Below are 17,849 nucleotides of genomic sequence, written 5' to 3' on the forward strand. Positions count from 1 at the left end.
CCTGCCCGCAATCCCAATACACGCTGTGGGCTTTTCACTGCAATCCCTAACGCAGCCCCCCGCACAACATCGCTAAATTATATTTCACATCTCGTCACGATTTTTTCCGGGGTTTCTCTGATGGATACTCAGCAATGACGTTTTTTACTTTGAAATAGTTTTTAAAAAGCCATCGACTGCTTCGACTGCGTTATCGTATCGTCGTTCATTCAGTCCGGATATCACTTTATAATTAGCCTTAAGCGCCTCAAGCTCCCGATGCCAAACATTCATAAAATACTCCCGTTTGGTGGGGAAGTTGCGCAAGGGATCATCCTGCCAGGGCAAATCAATATCTAAGAGCAAATAAAAATCGTAAGGATGTTTCGGCAACTCGTCAATCACTTCTTGCGGAGCACTGCCAAACATTTCCTCGCTCCAGATCTTTACTGTTAAAAAAGTGGTATCGCAGATCAGGATACCATTGGCCTGCGGCAGCAGTTTTTTTTCGAGCGCCAACTGACCGTGAAACATGTTTACCTCATCCTGCCAGGTGCATTCGCCTGTGAGGTTTGCGCAATATTCGCGCGAATACTCAGGTACGGCTATTGTATTATAATGAGCCGCCAAATATTCTGACATGGTTGACTTACCTGTCGATTCGGGGCCTACAACTGCTATTTTGAGTATTTTGTTCATAGCGCGAATTTACATTAAATAAAAATCCCCTCATCGGAGGGGATTTGTGTAAAAGCTTTTTTTAGATAGCAGCATTACCAGGAAAACTAATCTCCAATCACTAACCTCTAATCACTTATTCAGTTTTCTTCGGAACCCTTGTTGGTGTATCCTTGCCCGAAACTATAGTGCGCGAACTAAGTGCTATAGCGCGAATTGTTGAAGTGATGTTATTTACATCAAGCGTGCCAAATTCATCGCCAACGGTGTGGTATAGTTTGTCGATATCAATTTGATCGGTTGAAATGGTGTGAGCAGGTACGCCAACTTCGGCCAGGGATGCATTGTCACTTCTGTAAAACAGGTCTTGATCCGGATATGGGTCCGGATAAAATTTAAAGGCTGTACCTTCCAGGTTCTTCTGTAATATCTTGCCGAAATCTGATCTTTCAAACCCGGTAATAAACGCAGAGTTGGTGCCGAATTTTGAAGCCTTGCCTATCATCTCAATATTGAACATGGCAACTACTTTATCTGCATCTACCTGCTTAGCAAAATATTGCGAACCGTATTCGCCGATCTCTTCGGCAGTAAAGGCTACAAAGATGAGCGTACGGGCATTGTTGTTCAGCTTTTTGTAGTATTTAGCCAGACTTAATACAGCGGTTGTGCCCGAGGCATCGTCATCCGCGCCATTGGCAACGCTATCAGTTACGCCGGGTTTATCAGGTTTGATAATCCCCAGGTGATCATAGTGACCCGAAAATATAACGTATTCATCGGGCTTGGTTTTACCTGGAATGATACCGGCAACGTTAAACAACGGCAATTCCTCGTTTTTTATGTCGCAGTTAACATCAAACGAAGTCGCATTATCAAACTTCCCTAACACAAATACCATAGGCTGCTTTACCTTGCCTTTAAAGTTTGTGCTGCCGGCCCCTAAATATGTCTTAATGCGGCCAAACAACTCTTTAAACTTAGGATCGATAAGCAAAAGTGTTTTCTTGCCACTTTGCGAAGCTGCACGGTACTCTGTCCTGAAGTTTTTATCAGGCCCAACAGTAACTACCTGTACATCTTTATCACTGGCCCATTTAAATGAATCTGTACTGCTGGCAAACGCACTGTCGGCTGCTATAACCTTACCATTGATGCTTGCAGTTAAACTAACCGGTGTTGAGCGTACCATCGTAAAATTTTGACGGTAACCTATATTACCTGCCATGGGCTTGAGGCCGGCCTTTTTATATTCGCTTTCAATAAACGTTGCCGCCTTTTCAATACCCGGAGTAAAAGTTGCCCTGCCCTGCATATCATCGGCCGACAAGGTTTTGATGATCATGGTTACATCATCTTTACTGATCAATTTATTTACGTCCTGCGCAAAACCATAAGCCGAAATACTTAATAATGCTGCCGTTACTATTGATATCTTTTTCATAGTTATTTGACTTTTGACTGCAGCCAGTTGTTACGGAAAGCTTCCTGATCTTTACTTAATTGTTTGCCAGCCTTTTCAAAGGTTACAACCTCAAAGTTGGGGTTTTCCTCAAGCGTAATCGTGGTTTCGTGGGCACCTGTACGATTTTTATAGTTTACGGTAACTTTATCGCCCGGCTTTTTATCAGCAATAATATCGCTGAAGCCTTTTTGATCTTTCACATCTTTTCCGTCAACTTTCAAAATAACATCACCGGCATCAAGGCCCGCTTTATAAACCGGGGTGCCTATGGTTGTGCTCGAAAGTATTGGCAAGCCTTCTGCATCAGCAGCACGCACCTGCCCCGCGCGACCGCGACCAGGGGTTACAGCCAGCGGACCAGCCCAACCTTTGCCTGGCTGCACTTTGCGCAATACTAAACCTGCCTTTGCCAGCAGCTCTTCATAGTTATTTTTATCGATTCCGGTAATGTAACGCTTAAAGAAATCGGCCGCGAATTTGGGATTATTGGTTACTTTGCCCAAATCGCTTTGCAAATCAGGAATAGTATACGGTTTCATCACTTTACCACGGGTAAGCCAAACAGTACGCATATAGTCGTCAAGCGTCATGTTAAAATCGCTGCGCAGGCGAAGATCAAGCGCTAATGCAATAGCACCGCCATAAGTATAATAACTGGTAAAATCGTTAACGTTATTGTTAGGATCGATAGATACACCGGCATCGGCAAAAACCGAGTAACGGCTCATTTGCGCAGCCGAATATTTGGCAGCAGCCGGCGTATTTAAAATTTGGTTAACCAAACCGGCAATGGTTTTAGTATAATCATCAAGTGTAACAAAACCTGCTCTTGCAAGCAGCAGTTCGCCGTAATATTGAGTAAAACCTTCGGCAAACCAAAGTTCGCTGCTCATATTGGCGTGTTCGAAATTAAATGGCTCCAATGATTTTGGGCGGATACGTTTTACATTCCAGCTATGGAAATATTCGTGTGCATAAACGCCCATAAGGTTATTTTCAAAGCCTTCAACCTTTGGTGCGGGAATTGTTATGCAAGTTGAGTTACGATGCTCCATACCGTCGCCGGATACCGCAGTGTTTACGTCGCTCACAAAAGTGTATTCGCCAAAATCATAGGTTGGCAGTTCGCCAAATACAGCTTTTTCTTCCAGTACCAGTTTTTGAATCATCTTACCGAAGTTATCAATTACAGCCTGGCTATCATCCGAGTGCATCGTAAGGTTTATTTTCTCTTTCTTGCCATCGGTATTTATCACATCCCAGCTGCTAACATTGTAATTAGATAGCTCGGTTGGGCTATCCATCATGTATTGCATATTTGGCGCACTGTATACACTTGAGCCTTCATGCTTAAGCTGTGAAGCTACCTTCCAACCATATTTATCAAGGTCATTAAATTCAAAGGTAAGCGGCCTTTTGTCCTGCCCTACTACCCACATAAAAGTGGCAGGCATATTGAGGTGAGCGTGACTTGGATCGATGGAGGTATAAGTACCATCTGTCCAGTTGCCAAAAAGGGTATAGCTTACTTTCACAGTAGCGGGGTGTTCTCCTACCTCGTAAACATCACCCTCAATTTGCGTTAACGGCAGATCTTTGCCATCGACATCAGTAGCTTTAACATTGTAAATGTTTTTTCCAAACTCATGCGTGGCATAACGGCCGGCAGATGACCGGCTCATCCGTACCCTGAAATTGCCGGATGGCGCCTGCGGAATAGTCATGCTGATTTCGGCCTCGTGATGGGCTGCGTTTGGAAATGATATGGAATAGTAAATAGCTTTTTGCGGCTCCTGCTGTGCCATAACATTGCACGCAAATACCGAAGCGACGGTAAAGAGTAGTAATTTTTTCATCAACTTAAATTATCTGCGCTGAAATTACTATTAAATCGGCAAAAAATTTAAATGAATATTATTAGCTGATGACATTTAATACGGCCAAAGTTTTCTGCTTCAAAACAGGAAGATCACCGATGATTACCTGCCAGATAAGAGCAAAATCGACGCCGAAATACTCATGAACGAGAATGTGCCGCATTCCGATGATCTGTTTCCATTCCATATCAGTGAACAGCGCTTTTGTTTCGGGAGTGATGTAGTTAGCAGCCTCGCCAATGATTTCAATCTGCTTAACGCAAGCAAATCGCATCATTGAATTTGAAAGAAATGTTGTTAGGTCGGTATTTAGCGTGTAGGAATGAATTTCGTCAATTGCTTCCAAAATATGCAGAAGGCGTTGGCTATCGCCCATTTTACCTCTCATAAATCAGGATCTTGTCTTTCTCGATAAACGGAGAAATATGTTTGGAAACAGCTTTTGACGAAATAAGATCTACTTTTTTATGCAGCTTTTGTTGGATATCGTCCTGCATTGAAACGAACCCTAAGCCTATATGCTTTGAATAGTCAAGGTCAACCAAAATATCTACGTCACTTTTATCATCAGCTTTATTGCGGGAATACGAACCAAATAAATAGGCCCTTATTACGGGCTGCCCCGAAAAGTAATCCTGTAGTATCTGTATGTCCTTAGTTGATAGCTGCATCGCAATACAAATATAACGAATCAATTATTAAAACTATCTCCTTAAAGCTCCATTGCCGTCCTATTTAAAATCCCCATTCCAGCCCCGTTCATTTAATTATGCGTACATTTAAAGAAATCCGCTGGCTTATGATCCTTTTTTCAAGAAGAAACCTGCACTACACCGATTATAAATGGACTGCTTACATCCCAAATGATCCGCGTGTAAATGGCAGGCCCGATCATACCACATTCAATAAGAATGAAGGGAACGAAATGGTATACCTGATCAATAAGCTTATGATATTATGGGATTACCGTTTTGCCAATACAGGCAATAAAATGGAGAAATTGATCCACGATAAACTTCCGGCCGAAATCACCAGCCAGGAAGATGTTCAGAGCTGGCTTAAATTAAACCTGAAGTTTTAGGAAAATTAAATAAAATGTTATTTCGATAGAGTACGGGGCGGCTATGAGCGTCGGGGCGAAAGAGAAATCTTATACGCCATAAACAGCGAGCTTTACAGTGCGACTTTTATGGCGCAGAAGATTTCTCCTCACATCCGCCCGAACCCCTTCGCGGGTTCGTTCGAAATGACAAGAAGTAAAAATCGCTTTTCACTTTGAGCATTCTGTTTTAAGCTTACCGCTTATCCGAACAACAATCCAAACACTTCTTCAATACTGCTCACGATTTTAATGTCGATATCATATCGTGACAGATCCATTCGTTTTTTATCCTGGCCACTGGCCGGAAGATTATATTTGGAAATAAAGATCTGATTAAAGCCAAGTTTCTGCGCCTCGGCAATGCGCTGCTCTACCCGGTTCACTGCCCTGATCTCGCCCGAAAGACCAAGTTCTCCGGCAAAACAGGTTTTGAACGGGATAGGCATATCCTCGTGCGATGAGATAATGGCCGCCGCCAAACCCAGGTCAATCGCAGGGTCTTCAACCCTGATACCGCCCGTAATATTTAAAAACACATCCTTCGCACCCAGCCTAAACCCGCAGCGTTTCTCCAGCACGGCCAGCAACATGCTCATACGCTTGGTATCAAAACCGGTGGCGGTACGTTGCGGAGTGCCATAGGCCGATGCACTAACCAATGCCTGGGTTTCAATCAGCATGGGCCGCATACCCTCTAAAGTAGCCGAAATAGTGATGCCGCTTAAAGGGGCTTCCCTGTGAGAAAGCAGGATTTCCGACGGATTGGATACCTCCCTTAACCCCTCGCCCATCATTTCGTAAATACCCAGCTCAGATGCCGAGCCGAAACGGTTCTTTATAGTACGCAGTATGCGATAGACGTGGTGCCTGTCGCCCTCAAACTGCAATACGGTATCAACCATATGCTCCAGGATTTTAGGGCCGGCTATCATACCGTCTTTGGTGATATGACCAATCAAAAATACTGGCGTTGATGTTTCCTTAGCAAAACGGAGCAGCTCGGCAGTACATTCCCTCACCTGCGATACACTACCTGGTGTTGATTCGATATGTGCCGAATGCAGGGTTTGGATAGAATCGATCACCACCATATCCGGCTCCAGCGCTTCTATCTGCTTAAAAATGTTTTGGGTTGATGTTTCCGTCAGTATATATGCCCCCTCGCCAATGGCTCCCCCTTTAGGGGGTTGGGGGGCTAACCTTTCGGCCCGCATCTTGATCTGCCGTTCACTTTCCTCGCCCGATACATACAGTACCTTTTGATTAGGCATATTCAGGGCCAACTGCAGCATCAGGGTTGATTTGCCGATGCCCGGCTCACCGCCAATAAGCACCAATGAGCCTGGGACAATGCCGCCACCCAATACGCGGTTAAACTCTTTATCGGGAGTAGGTACGCGGTGTTCTTCGGTATATGTGATCTCTGTTACCGGAACGGGCTTATTGGCCCGCTGCTGACTGGTTGATGCCGGTTTCCAGGCGGGTACTGATGCATTGCCTTTTTCAATCACCTCTTCAACAAAAGTGTTCCATTGCTGGCATGACGGGCATTTACCCAGCCACTTGGGCGATTCAAAGCCACAGCTTTGACAAAAGTACGCGATCTTGGATTTGGCCATTATTTACAGATGTGCGGATTATAGATGTGCAAATATGCAGATTATTTTGATTTTTACTAATTAATTTAGCAAAACATAGCTACTTCTTATTTGCATAATCCCTAAAATATCCGCACTCCTTCAGTGCTTCTTTGTAGTAAGCCGTTTTGTTATACTTTTCTTTTAGTTCAGCAAAATAATTGTAATAGGTATCAATAACCGACTTACTTGCTTTTATCTCAGCAAACTTATCAGCATTTTTAAAGTTTGGATCATTGTAAATTTCATTGAGCGCGCATTTGCCGAGCATAAATGTGCAAAGGGCGCGCTGTTCATCGTTCGCGGCGCTTTTCCTTGCCAGTTCATAATACCTGATTGCTGTACGCATGGAGGTTAACTTTTCATCCATCCTTTCTTCTCCTTCATAATAATAACGACTGGTGGCACCAGAAGCAACCACGTCGGCCTCATAAAACAGCCTTGCGTTACCGTAATAAGTGATGTTATAATATGCATTGGCAAGCGAAAAAGCATTCCGATAAATGTCTTTCCTGATTTTGATATTAGCATCCATGTTATACAGCGTTTCTAAAAAGTTCAGCGGTGTAAACTTTTTCATCTTCATAGCTGCATGGTCACAATCATGACAGTCAACTAACCTGCCTGCAAATGGGTTGCCTGCAAGCACAAAATCTTCCGGCTTCATTTTTTTAAGCTGTGCAATAGCTTCCGGTAATTTTTGCTGATAAGCTAAGGCAATAGCCTGATGATAATATAAATTATTCAGCGTTATTGGGTAGTAACGCAGCATAGCCAACTCAAAGGCAGTTTTATCTGGTTTATTTAACAAATCTATCATGTGCTGCACTCTCGCGCTATCGGCGTAAAAATCCTGTGCGTTATTGTTAAAACATACCTCCCTGATAGCGTTACCCTGTTTTTTATAAAGGCGGGAAATAGACAGGTTACAAACGGATATGGCGTTGCTAAACCGCAGATCTTTTATTTTAAGCTTATTATCGCGCAGGTTGGCAAGCCAGTTAAGCGGCTCAATTAATTTAGCCTCGGCGTTGGCATCCATTTTTTTAAGGTTTTTGATATAAAGCATCATATCCAGCAATTTGGCTTGCGCAACAATCATTTTGTCGCCGGCAGGAAATTGATTTTTTGCTGTTGCATAATACCTTCCGGCCGCGGTGTAGTTGCTATCCAAAAAGTTGAGGTAACCGGCGGCAAGGTTCCAATAGTATGGTTTGGCTGTATTATTTTTCAGTGCGATGGTTTCAACAAGGCGCCTGTTGTTTATTCCTGATTTTCGGGCCGAATCAACCGGAGGCGTTTCTATTGATACAGTTCCTGCTTCGCGGATATTGATAAGGCGACTGAGAAGCAGGTCAACTTTTTCGGATTTGGGATTAATAGCCACTATTTCCTTAATAGCCCGTCCTTCATCATATTGTGCACCCAGCAGATGCCATAATGTAATTTTCTCTTCGGGCGTTTTTGCCAGTTTTAATGTTGCCTGCCAGTCCGTTTCGTTTTGAGGATGAAAACTCCAGAAGCTCGGGATCTTCAGTTTATAAGTATAATCATAACAAAGGCTGTACAGGTAGTTAGATAGCGCGTAGTTTTTTTGCTGATAATAGTAACCGGCCACATAACCCATAGTACGATAATAAGTAAGGTTTTTAGGAAAATGCGTGCTGAACTGCTCAAATAGCTTTACCGTTTTGGCATTGGCGGCGCTGTTATTCGCGAAGTAATAATAGCGCACCATTTGAAACCACAGCCGTTCCTTAATAAACGGATCAGTTTCTGTATTATAAGCATTGGTCAGTGTTTTCTCCAGATTGGCAGGTGCGTGATTGGGTGTCACTTTTTCCCAAACATAGTCTTCATTGTTCACGGTGTAGGATTCGCAGCTTTTAGCCAGCTTTAGATAAGTATAAAATGCAGCCAGCATCTTATGCGAAACCGTACCTGTGCTTATTGCGGGATATTTTGCAGGTAAAGTTTTTAAAGTGCCGGTAAATTTCCGGTATACCGAATCTACCTGGCCGGGTGTTGCTTTCAGCAATAAAAACTTTAGCGATGCAGTAGAAAACTGATGATTAAAATGCGCATCCCACTCATTAACTATAATGTCATTATACCAAGTGTTACTACTTTCGGCATAGCCCTGGCGATAGTAAATCTCATAGCTGGAATAAAAGAATGGCGAGTACTGTTTGTTAACGAAATACTCAGGCGCAAAAACAGAATAGTCCGAATCGTCAGAATCGGCACAAGCCCAGATCAGCCCGGCGGCAGTCAGCGTACAAAAACTAAAGATCAGCAGAAACCTGCCTAAGCGCTTCTGCATTAAACTTTGACGAATCGATATTGGCCAGTTCATAGTAAATGATGGTTTTGTTTTGCTGATGAGGCAGGTTTTTATTTAATTGCTCCGCGGCAGTATTTATTGTGTTAATATCCGTTTCTTCAAGCTTAAAAATATCATTTTGTTTTACATAAATTCCTTCCATAAAAAAGCTTGTTATAGCGCGGTAGTTTGCCTGCCCTTCAATCTTTTCAAAATGAGAGTGATCTGTAAGTTGCTGTCTTCCGATTTTTCCATAAACCTGTATCACCCGACCATCTCTTACATGGATGGCCCACGAGAACAAGGGCAAGGCGATATCCAGTTTTAAGGGATATGTGTTTAGATAATCCACATACCTGGCGGCATCTTCTTCGTTATAAATTGAATTAGGCTGATGCAAACCGGCGTTAAGTTTACCCATATTGTAAAACATCAGCACACCACGGTCGACAGGAGGTACACCTGTACGGTCTTTAAATTTAACCTGATGCAAACGGATGGTAGCTTCCAGTTGTTTTTGGTTCAGCTTTTTAAAAGCCTCAAGAAAACTAAAGTATTTAAACCGTGTATTTAATGACCAATCGCAGTCAATTTGTACTTTGGTATAATTGATCTTCTTTTCCCCGGCCAGTTCATTAATTAACTTATTACAATGCGCCGCGAGCGAGGCTACTGCAGTATCGGCAGTGTTTTCAAAAGTTTTATTGACGATGTAGATAACCGGCGTGATGTATAAACCTTTGGGGGTCTCATTAAATTGTACAACAGCATTGGGGTATGAGTGTTGCTCCCTATCGTTCCAACTTACATCAAAAAAACGGATGTAAATGTTGTTGCCGGTTTGCTTCAGCAAAGCTGCCTGTTGCCCGTTAAGGCTGAAACCCGTTTTCCAGTAGTAAAAAGCGGTTGAAGCATTGCCGGGTTTTCGGCAGGAAGCTGTTGGAAGCAATACGATAACTATAATAAACCACCGGAAATATTTGAGCATAAGTAATGCGCCAGGTTATTTAACGATGGTAAAGTAAGGGAATTTTTGATATATTGTTTGGGGAGAATAGATTTGGGATAAAGGGATATCCTTGCGTAATTTAATAAAGATGCTTTTGAGAAACGTTGTTTTTTTAGAGGAGCCCGGTAAGTATTTTGATGAAAATGAATTTATCGCTCATCTTCCAGAAGTTAGAGGAGAAGACGAGCTATTAAAAAAACTAAGTGAGGTGCTTGAATTTCCGAACTACTTTGGGAACAATTGGGACGCGCTGTATGATTGTTTGCGTGATTTTCATTGGATGACGAAAAAAGGAATCGCGTTGGTTCATCATGAGCTGCCACTTCTTGCTGATGATAAAATAAAGGTTTATCTAAATGTACTTTTTGAGGCGACCGGAGATTGGTGTAATAATGAGGAGCATTATTTCAAGGTGGTTTTTCCCGAGAAATTAAGACCGTTTTTAGAGATTAATCTTCTGATGTGAGCATCACGGCGCAAAGCGCTCTTATGGTTTCAGTTAACTTAGCTTCTGCGTTTAATTGTACAAGTTCAGCCTCCCTAAAAACTCGTTTATGTGATTTTCCTTCATGCTTTGCATCTATCGTAATATAGGCTTCTGCATTTAAGCTATCCGGGCCTGATCTCGTTACCTTCAAAACTTCGAAAGTTGGCTCGAAAATTTCTTTTATTTTATCCACTATCTCCATATCTCAAAAATAATTACTAAACATTGTGATATGTATATATAGCATCTCGCCAAATTTCGATCAGGAACAGCTGACATAAGAATACAACTCACTTATATCATTCAATTCTTTCCATATTCCTTAATCGGCTTTAATATTGGTTTTAACAGCAGATACTATTAAATCAAACGCTTTACGCCCTTTTTCAGTAAGACGGTAATTTTCTGATGTCAGGAAACTCATAAACTCTTTAGCTTGCTCCTGAGTCAACACATAATTACTCCTTTCATCTTCTCCCGTTTGATTCCCCACGCTGCCATTATGCTCATGATTGGGTTCAAATTGCTTCAGGCGTTCATCAAAATCATTAATTGGTACGCTAAATGCTATCAGTCCATTTTTTTCCAATTCCAACAGAGCCGCTTTAAACTTCCCTGCCGGAACAGTTATTTCATTTGCCCGATCTGCTACTGTGCCGGGGTATGTATTTATTCGGTTACCGGTGATTAACAACTGTTCTATGGCCTCTGCTGAGAGACCTTTTGTGATCTCGCCCAGTTCAGGCACTCCTAATTGAGAAGCTCTTTTTGTTATCTCAAGAGAAAGACTGCCAACAGTTACCTTATCCGATTCCTGAAGTTTTTGGGGTATCTCATCAACAATGTTCTTTATACCATTACAATTGATACTTAAAAAAAGGAGCACCACAAGCGGCCAGCCGAGCGTTTTGATAAAGCCGAGCCATGCTTCAAGCTTTCTGGTAGAAATTTCGTCGGCAGTGGGCCGCGTTGTCTTTTTTTCAGGTTCAGATTCGTTTGCCATATAATGTGCTGTTAACTATATAAATATACTGATATTCTTATAGATATTTGCAAAAAATCCCCCCCAGTCAGTCAACTGATTTTAGTTTAGCATCTGTAAAACTTAAATCATTCCCGACTGGTCGAAGTCTGCGTAGCGTAACTTCGACCAGGAACAGGGTTAAATACTTTTATGAATAAAGAATTAGAAAAAAATAAAGGGCTTTTTCTATCCGCAATATTTGTTGCCGTTGTAATTTTTTCCTTTGTCTTGATATATTGGTTCAATCAAGACAAAAAAATCGACGAGGAAAACCGAAATATAGAGTTTATAGGCATCGTAATAGATATTCGGTATGATGTTAAGCAATTTCCAACAATTAGAGTTGACAATAAAGAATACTATATAGGTGCCGGATACGATACTGGCCACCAAATTGAAATTGGCGATTTCGTAATCAAAAGAAGGGGATCAGATATGTACAAATTAATAAAACAAAAGGATCATAGGATACTGATGTTTACAAAATAGCTTGGCGGCGATAATTCACAGTCATGCTCCCCAAACAAAAAAAGAGCAGGTGCTCATCCAAACACCTGCTCTTTTTAAAGATCTTTAATTTGTGCCATTTTCAAACAGTTGCACTTCTGAAAGTTTTACAGTTTAATTTCTTCGTCTTTTGATGAGAAGAAATGGAATTCCGTGATCTGGTACGATGGGTTACTTTTAACCTTGATCCATTGGCCATATTTGATAAACCACTTCATTTGGCGGTTATAGATGCCTTTTTTAATGTAGGCTTCAATATATGGGTGTACGCACAGGGTAATCCCTTTTTCGTTTTGCTCGGTAAGGATGTAATTGAAATTGTTTTCAATATCGTCCATCAGCAAAATGGTTGGCCTTATAGTGCCGGTTCCGTTACAGGTTGGGCAAACCTCGCTGGTAACAATGTTCATTTCGGGCCTTACACGCTGACGGGTGATCTGCACCAATCCAAATTTGCTTGGAGGCAAAATGGTGTGCTTAGCACGGTCGTATTGCATTTCGGCACGCAGAAAATCAAAAAGCTCCTTACGGTTTTGCGGTTTGTGCATATCGATAAAATCGATCACCACAATACCGCCCATATCGCGCAGGCGTAACTGCCTCGCAATTTCTTTGGCGGCTTCTTTGTTTACCTGGTAAGCGTTCTCTTCCTGGTTTTCTTTACTGGCTGTACGGTTACCGCTGTTTACATCAATAACGTGCAGGGCTTCGGTATGCTCAATTACCAGGTAAGCGCCACCGGCAAGGTTTACCGTTTTTCCAAACGCGCCTTTGATCTGCTTTTCGATCCCGAAGTGGTCAAATATAGGCTCCTTGTGCTTGTGCAGGCGGACTATATTTTCCATATCGGGCGATATTTCATGAACGTACGACCGAATTTCTTCGAACATACCGTTGTCGTTGGTATAAATGTGCTGAAAATCGGGGTTCAAGATATCCCTGAGGATAGTTGACGTACGCCCAATTTCGCCCAATACCTTTTTTGAAGGCTCAACAGATGGCAGCTTGGTAATAAACTGTTCCCATTTCGAGATCAGGTCAAGCAGATCTTTCTGTAGTTCATCAACCCCTTTACCCTCGGAAACTGTACGGATGATAACGCCAAAATGCTTTGGCTTAATGCTTTCAACTACTTTACGAAGACGTGTGCGCTCGGTATTGCTTTTTATCTTTTTCGAAATGGAAATTGCTTCCGAAAAGGGTACTAAAACAACATACCGGCCTGCTATTGACAGGTCGGAACTTAAACGCGGCCCCTTAGTTGATATGGGTTCTTTGGCTATCTGTACCGGGATAAGCTGGTTTTTGGTTAATATCTCGGAGATTTTTCCTCCCTTATTGATATCGGCCTCAAGCTTAAACCCATCCAATAGCTTAGATTGATATCCCCCGCTACGTACCTGCTTGGTCAGTTTAAGCAGGCTCTGTACCTGCGGACCAAGATCAAGATAATGCAAAAAGGCGTCCTTCTCATAGCCAACGTCAACAAAGGCGGCATTTAGGCTGGGCATGATCTTTTTGATACGGCCCAGGTAAATATCACCAACTGTGTAGTTGTTGCTTACCTGTTCTTTGTGAAGCTCTACGAGTTGTTTATCCTGTAATAATGCAATGGTAGCCCCGTTGGGGGATGAATCGATAATTAATTCTTTTATCAATTGCTACTCCATTTCTTATAACGGCAAAAACCGTGTGTTAATAAGTGGGTAAAAAAACACTAATAAATAAAAAGTACCCGCCCCGGTTTGGGGCAGGTAAAATCACTAATGTTTAGTCTTAAGTCGTTAGTCGAAAATTTAAAGTCGGGAAAAAAGACTTTGTACTGAAGACTAAGTACTATCGACTTAACACAAATGCTTATTTCTTTTTATGTCTGTTTTTTCTTAAACGTTTTTTACGTTTGTGGGTAGCCATTTTGTGTCTTTTACGTTTTTTACCGCTCGGCATAATAATAATTTTTAAATGTGTGTTAGTTATTTAATTCCTTAATATATCCATCAATGCGCTGACTGAATACAGGGTCAGGCATCATTTCTTTGCATTTCTGGTAAGCGTCGATAGCTTCCTTTTTCATGCCTAATTGCTTGTAGCTTTCGGCTAAATAGAAAGTAGGTTCCAGTTCCTGCTTTTGCGCAAGCAGTGTTTTAAACCTGCCTACCGCTTTTTCATACTGACCCGATTTCATGGCGAACATACCTAAGTTAAGGTTAGCGTTCCAGTTTTTCGGGTCTTTTTTAACAACCTCAAGTAACAGCGCAATTCCCTGCATAGGGCCGGCTGCGCCATTAACGTAAGCTATGCCCAACCCGGTTTTACCTTCAAGGCTTTCGGGTTGTAATTTCAAAGCATTTTGAAATGCTTCGGCAGCATTATTTACAAACGCAGGTTGAAATAAAGTATCCTGTGTAAGTTTATATGCATCATTAAAACGGTTACCGGCATTTATCCAGTCTTGAACCTTGTTTTCTTTTCGGGCTAATGCCTGGTAGTAAAACGCTGCAGGTGCAGGCTGGTTAACATCGTCCCAGTGCTTAGCCAGTTGCGTTTGCAAAGCCGGCGCATCTGCGTCTGATGCTTTTTTTAGCTGGGCTTCAAGGTCGTTGATCTTAGCTGCCAATGCATCCCCAATAGCTGCTTTGGCAGGGGCCGATACCATATCAACGGTAACATTAGCAGCCGGTTTAGCGGCGCCTGCGGAGGCAGCCATAGCCGGTTTGCTGTTTTTATCGTCTTTAGGCTTTACTAAACCTTTTACGGGCAACCAATACAAATAGCCCATAATAACAACTACGGCTGCACTAACGACTATTTGCTTTTTATTCATGATGGCGTATAATTATTTTTTGCTGGTTTTGTTACCTGACTTTACTTTCTCAACAAAAGTTTTAGCCGGTTTAAAGCTTGGCACGAAGTGCTCAGGGATAATGATGGCAGTATTTTTTGAAATGTTACGTGCTGTTTTCTTAGCTCTTTTTTTAACCACAAAACTACCGAATCCTCTAACGTATACGTTTTCGCCGCCAACCATTGAGCTTTTAACAACTTTGAAAAACGCCTCAACAGTTTCCTGCACGTCTACTTTCTCTATACCTGTCTTTGATGAGATTTCAGTTATAATTTCTGCCTTAGTCATATCTTATTTACTTAATTTTATTTTATAAATACTTAACTGTTTTGGGGTTGCAAAAGTATTGCTTTATCCGTTAACAGCGAAATATTTATCCGTTTTTTTTTGCCAACGGCGTAAAACCTACATTTTCGTTACAATTTTGAGTATGAGAGGCTTATAAATCGCGACTTAAATCTCAATTTACAAGTGTAAAGAAGTGTGAAAAAAAGTGTGAAAATCTGCCATTCCGGCTCGTAGTAAAGGCTTGCAATTTCACAGGTTAGCTGCTAATATTTTATCTCTCATTTCTGAATTTTGCCTCTCCCGTTTGCCGATTTTCTGTTTCTCAATTCCCGTTTTCTGTCCTTTGTTTCCTGCCTCCTGGTTCCTAACATCCTGATTCTTAATTACAGATTTCTTGTCTCTTGATTCCTGATTTCTTGTCCCCTAATTCCTTCTCTTGATTCGTGATTTCCTGGTTCTTGATTTCTTCTCTCCCGATTCTTCCTGCCTTCTTGTTTCTTAATTACTTTTACAGCGATGAATTTTACCGACGAATTGGTACAATGGTACTTAAACAATAAACGCGACCTCCCCTGGCGTAATACTACCGATCCTTATGTGATTTGGCTGTCTGAAATCATCCTGCAGCAAACCCGTGTAGAACAGGGCACGCCTTATTTTTATCGCTTCCTGGAAAAATATCCCGATGTAAGCAGCTTTGCCGCTGCCCATGAGGATGAGATCCTGAAGTTGTGGCAGGGACTGGGTTATTACTCAAGGGGGCGTAACATGCTCAAAACAGCCCGGCTGGTGCAGGAGCTCTATAATGGCCGCTTTCCGGATAGTTATGATGAATTGATAAAACTTAAAGGTATCGGCGAATACACCGCCGCCGCCATTGCCTCGTTTGCCGTCAATGAAGCTAAAGCTGTAGTTGACGGCAATGTTTACCGTGTACTGGCCCGGTATCTGGGCATTTACGAGCCCATCAACTCAACCTTGGGTAAAAAAACGTTTCAACAGGCAGCCGACGATTTTCTTAATAAGAAATTTCCGGGATTACATAACCAGGCTATGATGGAGTTTGGCGCAATGCTGTGCAAACCCAAAAATCCCGACTGTGATATTTGCCCAATCCGTACCGGTTGTGTAGCATTTAAGACCAACGCAATAACTGCTCTGCCGGTTAAGTTAAAAACCTTAAAAGTGCGCGAACGGTTCTTTAATTATTTCCTGATAACCGAAGGTGATACCATTTTAATGAACAAAAGGGGCGATAAGGATATATGGGCTAATATGTTTGATTTGCCTATGGTTGAAACAGATACACTTTTAAGTCTTGAAGAATTATTGAAACAACCTGATGTTTTAGCTGTTTTTGGTAATGATATTGAGGCTATTGAAGTTTCGCCGGTTCATAAACACATCCTTACCCACCAGCGGCTTTTTGTAAGGCTGATAAAAACAAATCATCAGCCTTTAAAAATGGGCGAAAACTGGGTAAAAATCAACGTTCAAAACCTGCCGGAATTAGCACTGCCGAAAATCATTTTTATATTATTAAAAAATATTTTTAATTTGTAAAATAATTTTGCGTTAATTTATGGCATGTCTGGAATAAACAAAGTAATACTCGTTGGCCATTTGGGGAAAGACCCTGAAGTACGAAATTTAGAAGGCGGGGTGTCTGTAACGAGTTTCCCTTTGGCAACTTCAGAAACCTTTAATAAGGATGGCAAAAAGGTTGAACAAACCGAGTGGCACAATATTGTCATGTGGCGCGGGTTAGCCGAAGTTGCTGCCAGATTTCTTTCAAAAGGGAAGCTGGTTTACATTGAAGGTAAGTTGCGAACCCGTTCCTTTGAGGACAAGGAGGGTATTAAAAAGTACACTACCGAAATTGTGGCTGAAAACTTTACTATGCTTGGCCGCAAAAGTGATTTTGAAACTGAGCCATTAAAATCACCTTCAAAAAACGGGGATTCGTTTATTGATCATTTAAATGCCGAGGATTATTAATTTGCCGATACTTTACCAAAACTACCCTAAATAAAAATGCCAGTAGCACTTGCTGCTGGCATTTTTGTTAGGGTATCGGAGAGTTATGAACCAGTTACTGTTTAAAATAGTTCACCCCCTGCGGCGCTGTACAATCTTCGGCCGGCCCGCATATATATGTCAGCGTAAGTACATCTCCGCCGGCATTTAAAACCATATTGTAATTGGCAGTTACCGCAATAATATTATTAATAGCCACCAGTTCCGAAACAAGCCCAAATGCGTTGTTTTTGTTTTGATAATCGGTTATATCATATAAGGTTAATACCGAATTCTGGATCTTATATTTTCCAACCCTTTTGGATGATGTTCCGATAAGCTTTTTGGAAGCTGAGTCAATACTGGTCACCGTGCCTTCAAATGTATGGTCGGTTTTAAAATCGTATTCATATTGTATCCACTGTTTTGAATAGGCAGCCGGAACAATCCATTTTCCGGATATGTTTAGCTCACTCTTTGTTACCGTCTCTTTATGACAGCCCCAAAATGCAGTTACTAAAATAATAGCTAATAAGCCTAACGCTTTTGCAGGATTCGTAAACTGTTTCATATCAATGGTTACGCTAAAAAAAAGTATAACGATACAGCAAC

Annotated in this window: 19 protein-coding genes; 5 read left to right on the forward strand and 14 right to left on the reverse strand. The window is 41.7% G+C overall.

Features of this window, described 5'->3' with window-relative positions; all coding sequences use genetic code 11:
- Positions 1-144: 144 nt before the first annotated feature.
- From AC59JO_RS26705 to AC59JO_RS26725, 5 genes are all read right to left on the reverse strand, one after another.
- A complete protein-coding gene (locus tag AC59JO_RS26705; protein WP_497309296.1) occupies positions 145-678 on the reverse strand; it encodes an AAA family ATPase in 534 nt (177 codons plus the stop codon).
- A gap of 115 nt (positions 679-793) precedes the next feature.
- Positions 794-2,101, reverse strand: a complete 1,308-nt coding sequence (locus AC59JO_RS26710) for a M28 family metallopeptidase (protein ID WP_497309298.1) — start codon at positions 2,099-2,101, stop codon at positions 794-796.
- Between the two features lie 2 nt (positions 2,102-2,103).
- Complete coding sequence (locus AC59JO_RS26715) at positions 2,104-3,978, reverse strand: M61 family metallopeptidase (protein ID WP_497309300.1); 1,875 nt, start codon at positions 3,976-3,978, stop codon at positions 2,104-2,106.
- Between the two features lie 61 nt (positions 3,979-4,039).
- Positions 4,040-4,387, reverse strand: coding sequence for a HepT-like ribonuclease domain-containing protein (locus AC59JO_RS26720; RefSeq protein ID WP_497309302.1), 348 nt, complete (start codon positions 4,385-4,387; stop codon positions 4,040-4,042).
- Positions 4,377-4,670: a nucleotidyltransferase family protein gene (locus AC59JO_RS26725; protein ID WP_497309304.1), complete on the reverse strand. Its 294-nt coding sequence runs from the start codon at positions 4,668-4,670 to the stop codon at positions 4,377-4,379. Before AC59JO_RS26725 ends, AC59JO_RS26720 begins: the two co-directional genes overlap by 11 nt.
- 98 nt (positions 4,671-4,768) lie before the next feature.
- Between AC59JO_RS26725 and AC59JO_RS26730 the strand changes: the two genes are divergently transcribed.
- A complete protein-coding gene (locus AC59JO_RS26730) occupies positions 4,769-5,080 on the forward strand; it encodes a hypothetical protein (protein ID WP_413670881.1) in 312 nt (103 codons plus the stop codon).
- 221 nt (positions 5,081-5,301) lie between these two features.
- Here AC59JO_RS26730 and radA read toward each other — a convergent pair whose 3' ends face one another.
- The 3 genes from radA to AC59JO_RS26745 form a co-directional block, all read right to left on the reverse strand.
- Positions 5,302-6,720, reverse strand: coding sequence for a DNA repair protein RadA (gene radA / locus AC59JO_RS26735; protein ID WP_413670880.1), 1,419 nt, complete (start codon positions 6,718-6,720; stop codon positions 5,302-5,304).
- A gap of 79 nt (positions 6,721-6,799) precedes the next feature.
- The gene (locus tag AC59JO_RS26740; protein WP_413670879.1) at positions 6,800-9,061 is read right to left on the reverse strand and encodes a hypothetical protein; all 2,262 of its coding nucleotides are present in this window, start codon (positions 9,059-9,061) and stop codon (positions 6,800-6,802) included.
- Positions 9,024-10,049 carry a hypothetical protein gene (locus AC59JO_RS26745; protein ID WP_497309307.1) on the reverse strand — a complete coding sequence of 342 codons (1,026 nt, stop codon included), beginning with the start codon at positions 10,047-10,049 and terminating at the stop codon, positions 9,024-9,026. Before AC59JO_RS26745 ends, AC59JO_RS26740 begins: the two co-directional genes overlap by 38 nt.
- Positions 10,050-10,164: 115 nt before the next feature.
- On the opposite strand from AC59JO_RS26745, the gene AC59JO_RS26750 reads away from it, so the two are divergent.
- On the forward strand, positions 10,165-10,536 hold the full coding sequence (locus AC59JO_RS26750; RefSeq protein WP_413670877.1) for a barstar family protein: 372 nt from the start codon (positions 10,165-10,167) through the stop codon (positions 10,534-10,536).
- Here AC59JO_RS26750 and AC59JO_RS26755 read toward each other — a convergent pair.
- Together AC59JO_RS26755 and AC59JO_RS26760 are read right to left on the reverse strand one after the other, a co-directional pair.
- Positions 10,520-10,759 (reverse strand): hypothetical protein, encoded by a 240-nt coding sequence (locus AC59JO_RS26755; RefSeq protein ID WP_413670876.1) that lies wholly within the window; start codon positions 10,757-10,759, stop codon positions 10,520-10,522. The genes AC59JO_RS26750 and AC59JO_RS26755 overlap by 17 nt on opposite strands.
- Positions 10,760-10,879: 120 nt before the next feature.
- A complete protein-coding gene (locus AC59JO_RS26760) occupies positions 10,880-11,560 on the reverse strand; it encodes a hypothetical protein (protein WP_413670875.1) in 681 nt (226 codons plus the stop codon).
- Between the two features lie 171 nt (positions 11,561-11,731).
- Between AC59JO_RS26760 and AC59JO_RS26765 the strand changes: the two genes are divergently transcribed.
- Positions 11,732-12,070, forward strand: coding sequence for a hypothetical protein (locus tag AC59JO_RS26765; protein ID WP_497309309.1), 339 nt, complete (start codon positions 11,732-11,734; stop codon positions 12,068-12,070).
- A gap of 125 nt (positions 12,071-12,195) precedes the next feature.
- On the opposite strand, the gene AC59JO_RS26770 is transcribed toward AC59JO_RS26765, so the two are convergent.
- The 3 genes from AC59JO_RS26770 to AC59JO_RS26780 all read right to left on the reverse strand — a co-directional run bounded on the left by AC59JO_RS26770 (position 12,196) and on the right by AC59JO_RS26780 (position 15,221).
- Entirely contained in the window at positions 12,196-13,746 is a 1,551-nt protein-coding gene (locus tag AC59JO_RS26770) for an Rne/Rng family ribonuclease (protein ID WP_497309311.1), read from the reverse strand.
- Positions 13,747-14,057: 311 nt separating this feature from the next.
- On the reverse strand, positions 14,058-14,912 hold the full coding sequence (locus AC59JO_RS26775) for a tetratricopeptide repeat protein (RefSeq protein ID WP_413670873.1): 855 nt from the start codon (positions 14,910-14,912) through the stop codon (positions 14,058-14,060).
- Between the two features lie 12 nt (positions 14,913-14,924).
- Positions 14,925-15,221, reverse strand: a complete 297-nt coding sequence (locus tag AC59JO_RS26780; protein WP_090534644.1) for an HU family DNA-binding protein — start codon at positions 15,219-15,221, stop codon at positions 14,925-14,927.
- Positions 15,222-15,737: 516 nt separating this feature from the next.
- Here AC59JO_RS26780 and mutY point away from each other — a divergent pair.
- Positions 15,738-16,784: an A/G-specific adenine glycosylase gene (gene mutY / locus AC59JO_RS26785; protein WP_497309314.1), complete on the forward strand. Its 1,047-nt coding sequence runs from the start codon at positions 15,738-15,740 to the stop codon at positions 16,782-16,784.
- 24 nt (positions 16,785-16,808) lie between these two features.
- A complete protein-coding gene (locus AC59JO_RS26790; protein ID WP_413670871.1) occupies positions 16,809-17,219 on the forward strand; it encodes a single-stranded DNA-binding protein in 411 nt (136 codons plus the stop codon).
- 94 nt (positions 17,220-17,313) lie between these two features.
- On the opposite strand, the gene AC59JO_RS26795 is transcribed toward AC59JO_RS26790, so the two are convergent.
- The gene (locus tag AC59JO_RS26795; protein WP_413670870.1) at positions 17,314-17,808 is read right to left on the reverse strand and encodes a hypothetical protein; all 495 of its coding nucleotides are present in this window, start codon (positions 17,806-17,808) and stop codon (positions 17,314-17,316) included.
- Positions 17,809-17,849 lie beyond the last annotated feature (41 nt).

It is taken from the genome of Mucilaginibacter sp. A5337, from assembly GCF_059690695.1.

Excerpts from the sequence above, each read along its gene's own strand:
- AC59JO_RS26705 (WP_497309296.1), bottom strand. The coding sequence starts at position 678 with ATGAACAAAATACTCAAAATAGCAGTTGTAGGCCCCGAATCGACAGGT.
- AC59JO_RS26710 (WP_497309298.1), bottom strand. The coding sequence starts at position 2,101 with ATGAAAAAGATATCAATAGTAACGGCAGCATTATTAAGTATTTCGGCT.
- AC59JO_RS26715 (WP_497309300.1), bottom strand. The coding sequence starts at position 3,978 with ATGAAAAAATTACTACTCTTTACCGTCGCTTCGGTATTTGCGTGCAAT.
- AC59JO_RS26720 (WP_497309302.1), bottom strand. The coding sequence starts at position 4,387 with ATGAGAGGTAAAATGGGCGATAGCCAACGCCTTCTGCATATTTTGGAA.
- AC59JO_RS26725 (WP_497309304.1), bottom strand. The coding sequence starts at position 4,670 with ATGCAGCTATCAACTAAGGACATACAGATACTACAGGATTACTTTTCG.
- AC59JO_RS26730 (WP_413670881.1), top strand. The coding sequence starts at position 4,769 with ATGCGTACATTTAAAGAAATCCGCTGGCTTATGATCCTTTTTTCAAGA.
- radA (WP_413670880.1), bottom strand. The coding sequence starts at position 6,720 with ATGGCCAAATCCAAGATCGCGTACTTTTGTCAAAGCTGTGGCTTTGAA.
- AC59JO_RS26740 (WP_413670879.1), bottom strand. The coding sequence starts at position 9,061 with ATGCAGAAGCGCTTAGGCAGGTTTCTGCTGATCTTTAGTTTTTGTACG.
- AC59JO_RS26745 (WP_497309307.1), bottom strand. The coding sequence starts at position 10,049 with ATGCTCAAATATTTCCGGTGGTTTATTATAGTTATCGTATTGCTTCCA.
- AC59JO_RS26755 (WP_413670876.1), bottom strand. The coding sequence starts at position 10,759 with ATGGAGATAGTGGATAAAATAAAAGAAATTTTCGAGCCAACTTTCGAA.
- AC59JO_RS26760 (WP_413670875.1), bottom strand. The coding sequence starts at position 11,560 with ATGGCAAACGAATCTGAACCTGAAAAAAAGACAACGCGGCCCACTGCC.
- AC59JO_RS26765 (WP_497309309.1), top strand. The coding sequence starts at position 11,732 with ATGAATAAAGAATTAGAAAAAAATAAAGGGCTTTTTCTATCCGCAATA.
- AC59JO_RS26775 (WP_413670873.1), bottom strand. The coding sequence starts at position 14,912 with ATGAATAAAAAGCAAATAGTCGTTAGTGCAGCCGTAGTTGTTATTATG.
- AC59JO_RS26780 (WP_090534644.1), bottom strand. The coding sequence starts at position 15,221 with ATGACTAAGGCAGAAATTATAACTGAAATCTCATCAAAGACAGGTATA.
- mutY (WP_497309314.1), top strand. The coding sequence starts at position 15,738 with ATGAATTTTACCGACGAATTGGTACAATGGTACTTAAACAATAAACGC.
- AC59JO_RS26790 (WP_413670871.1), top strand. The coding sequence starts at position 16,809 with ATGTCTGGAATAAACAAAGTAATACTCGTTGGCCATTTGGGGAAAGAC.
- AC59JO_RS26795 (WP_413670870.1), bottom strand. The coding sequence starts at position 17,808 with ATGAAACAGTTTACGAATCCTGCAAAAGCGTTAGGCTTATTAGCTATT.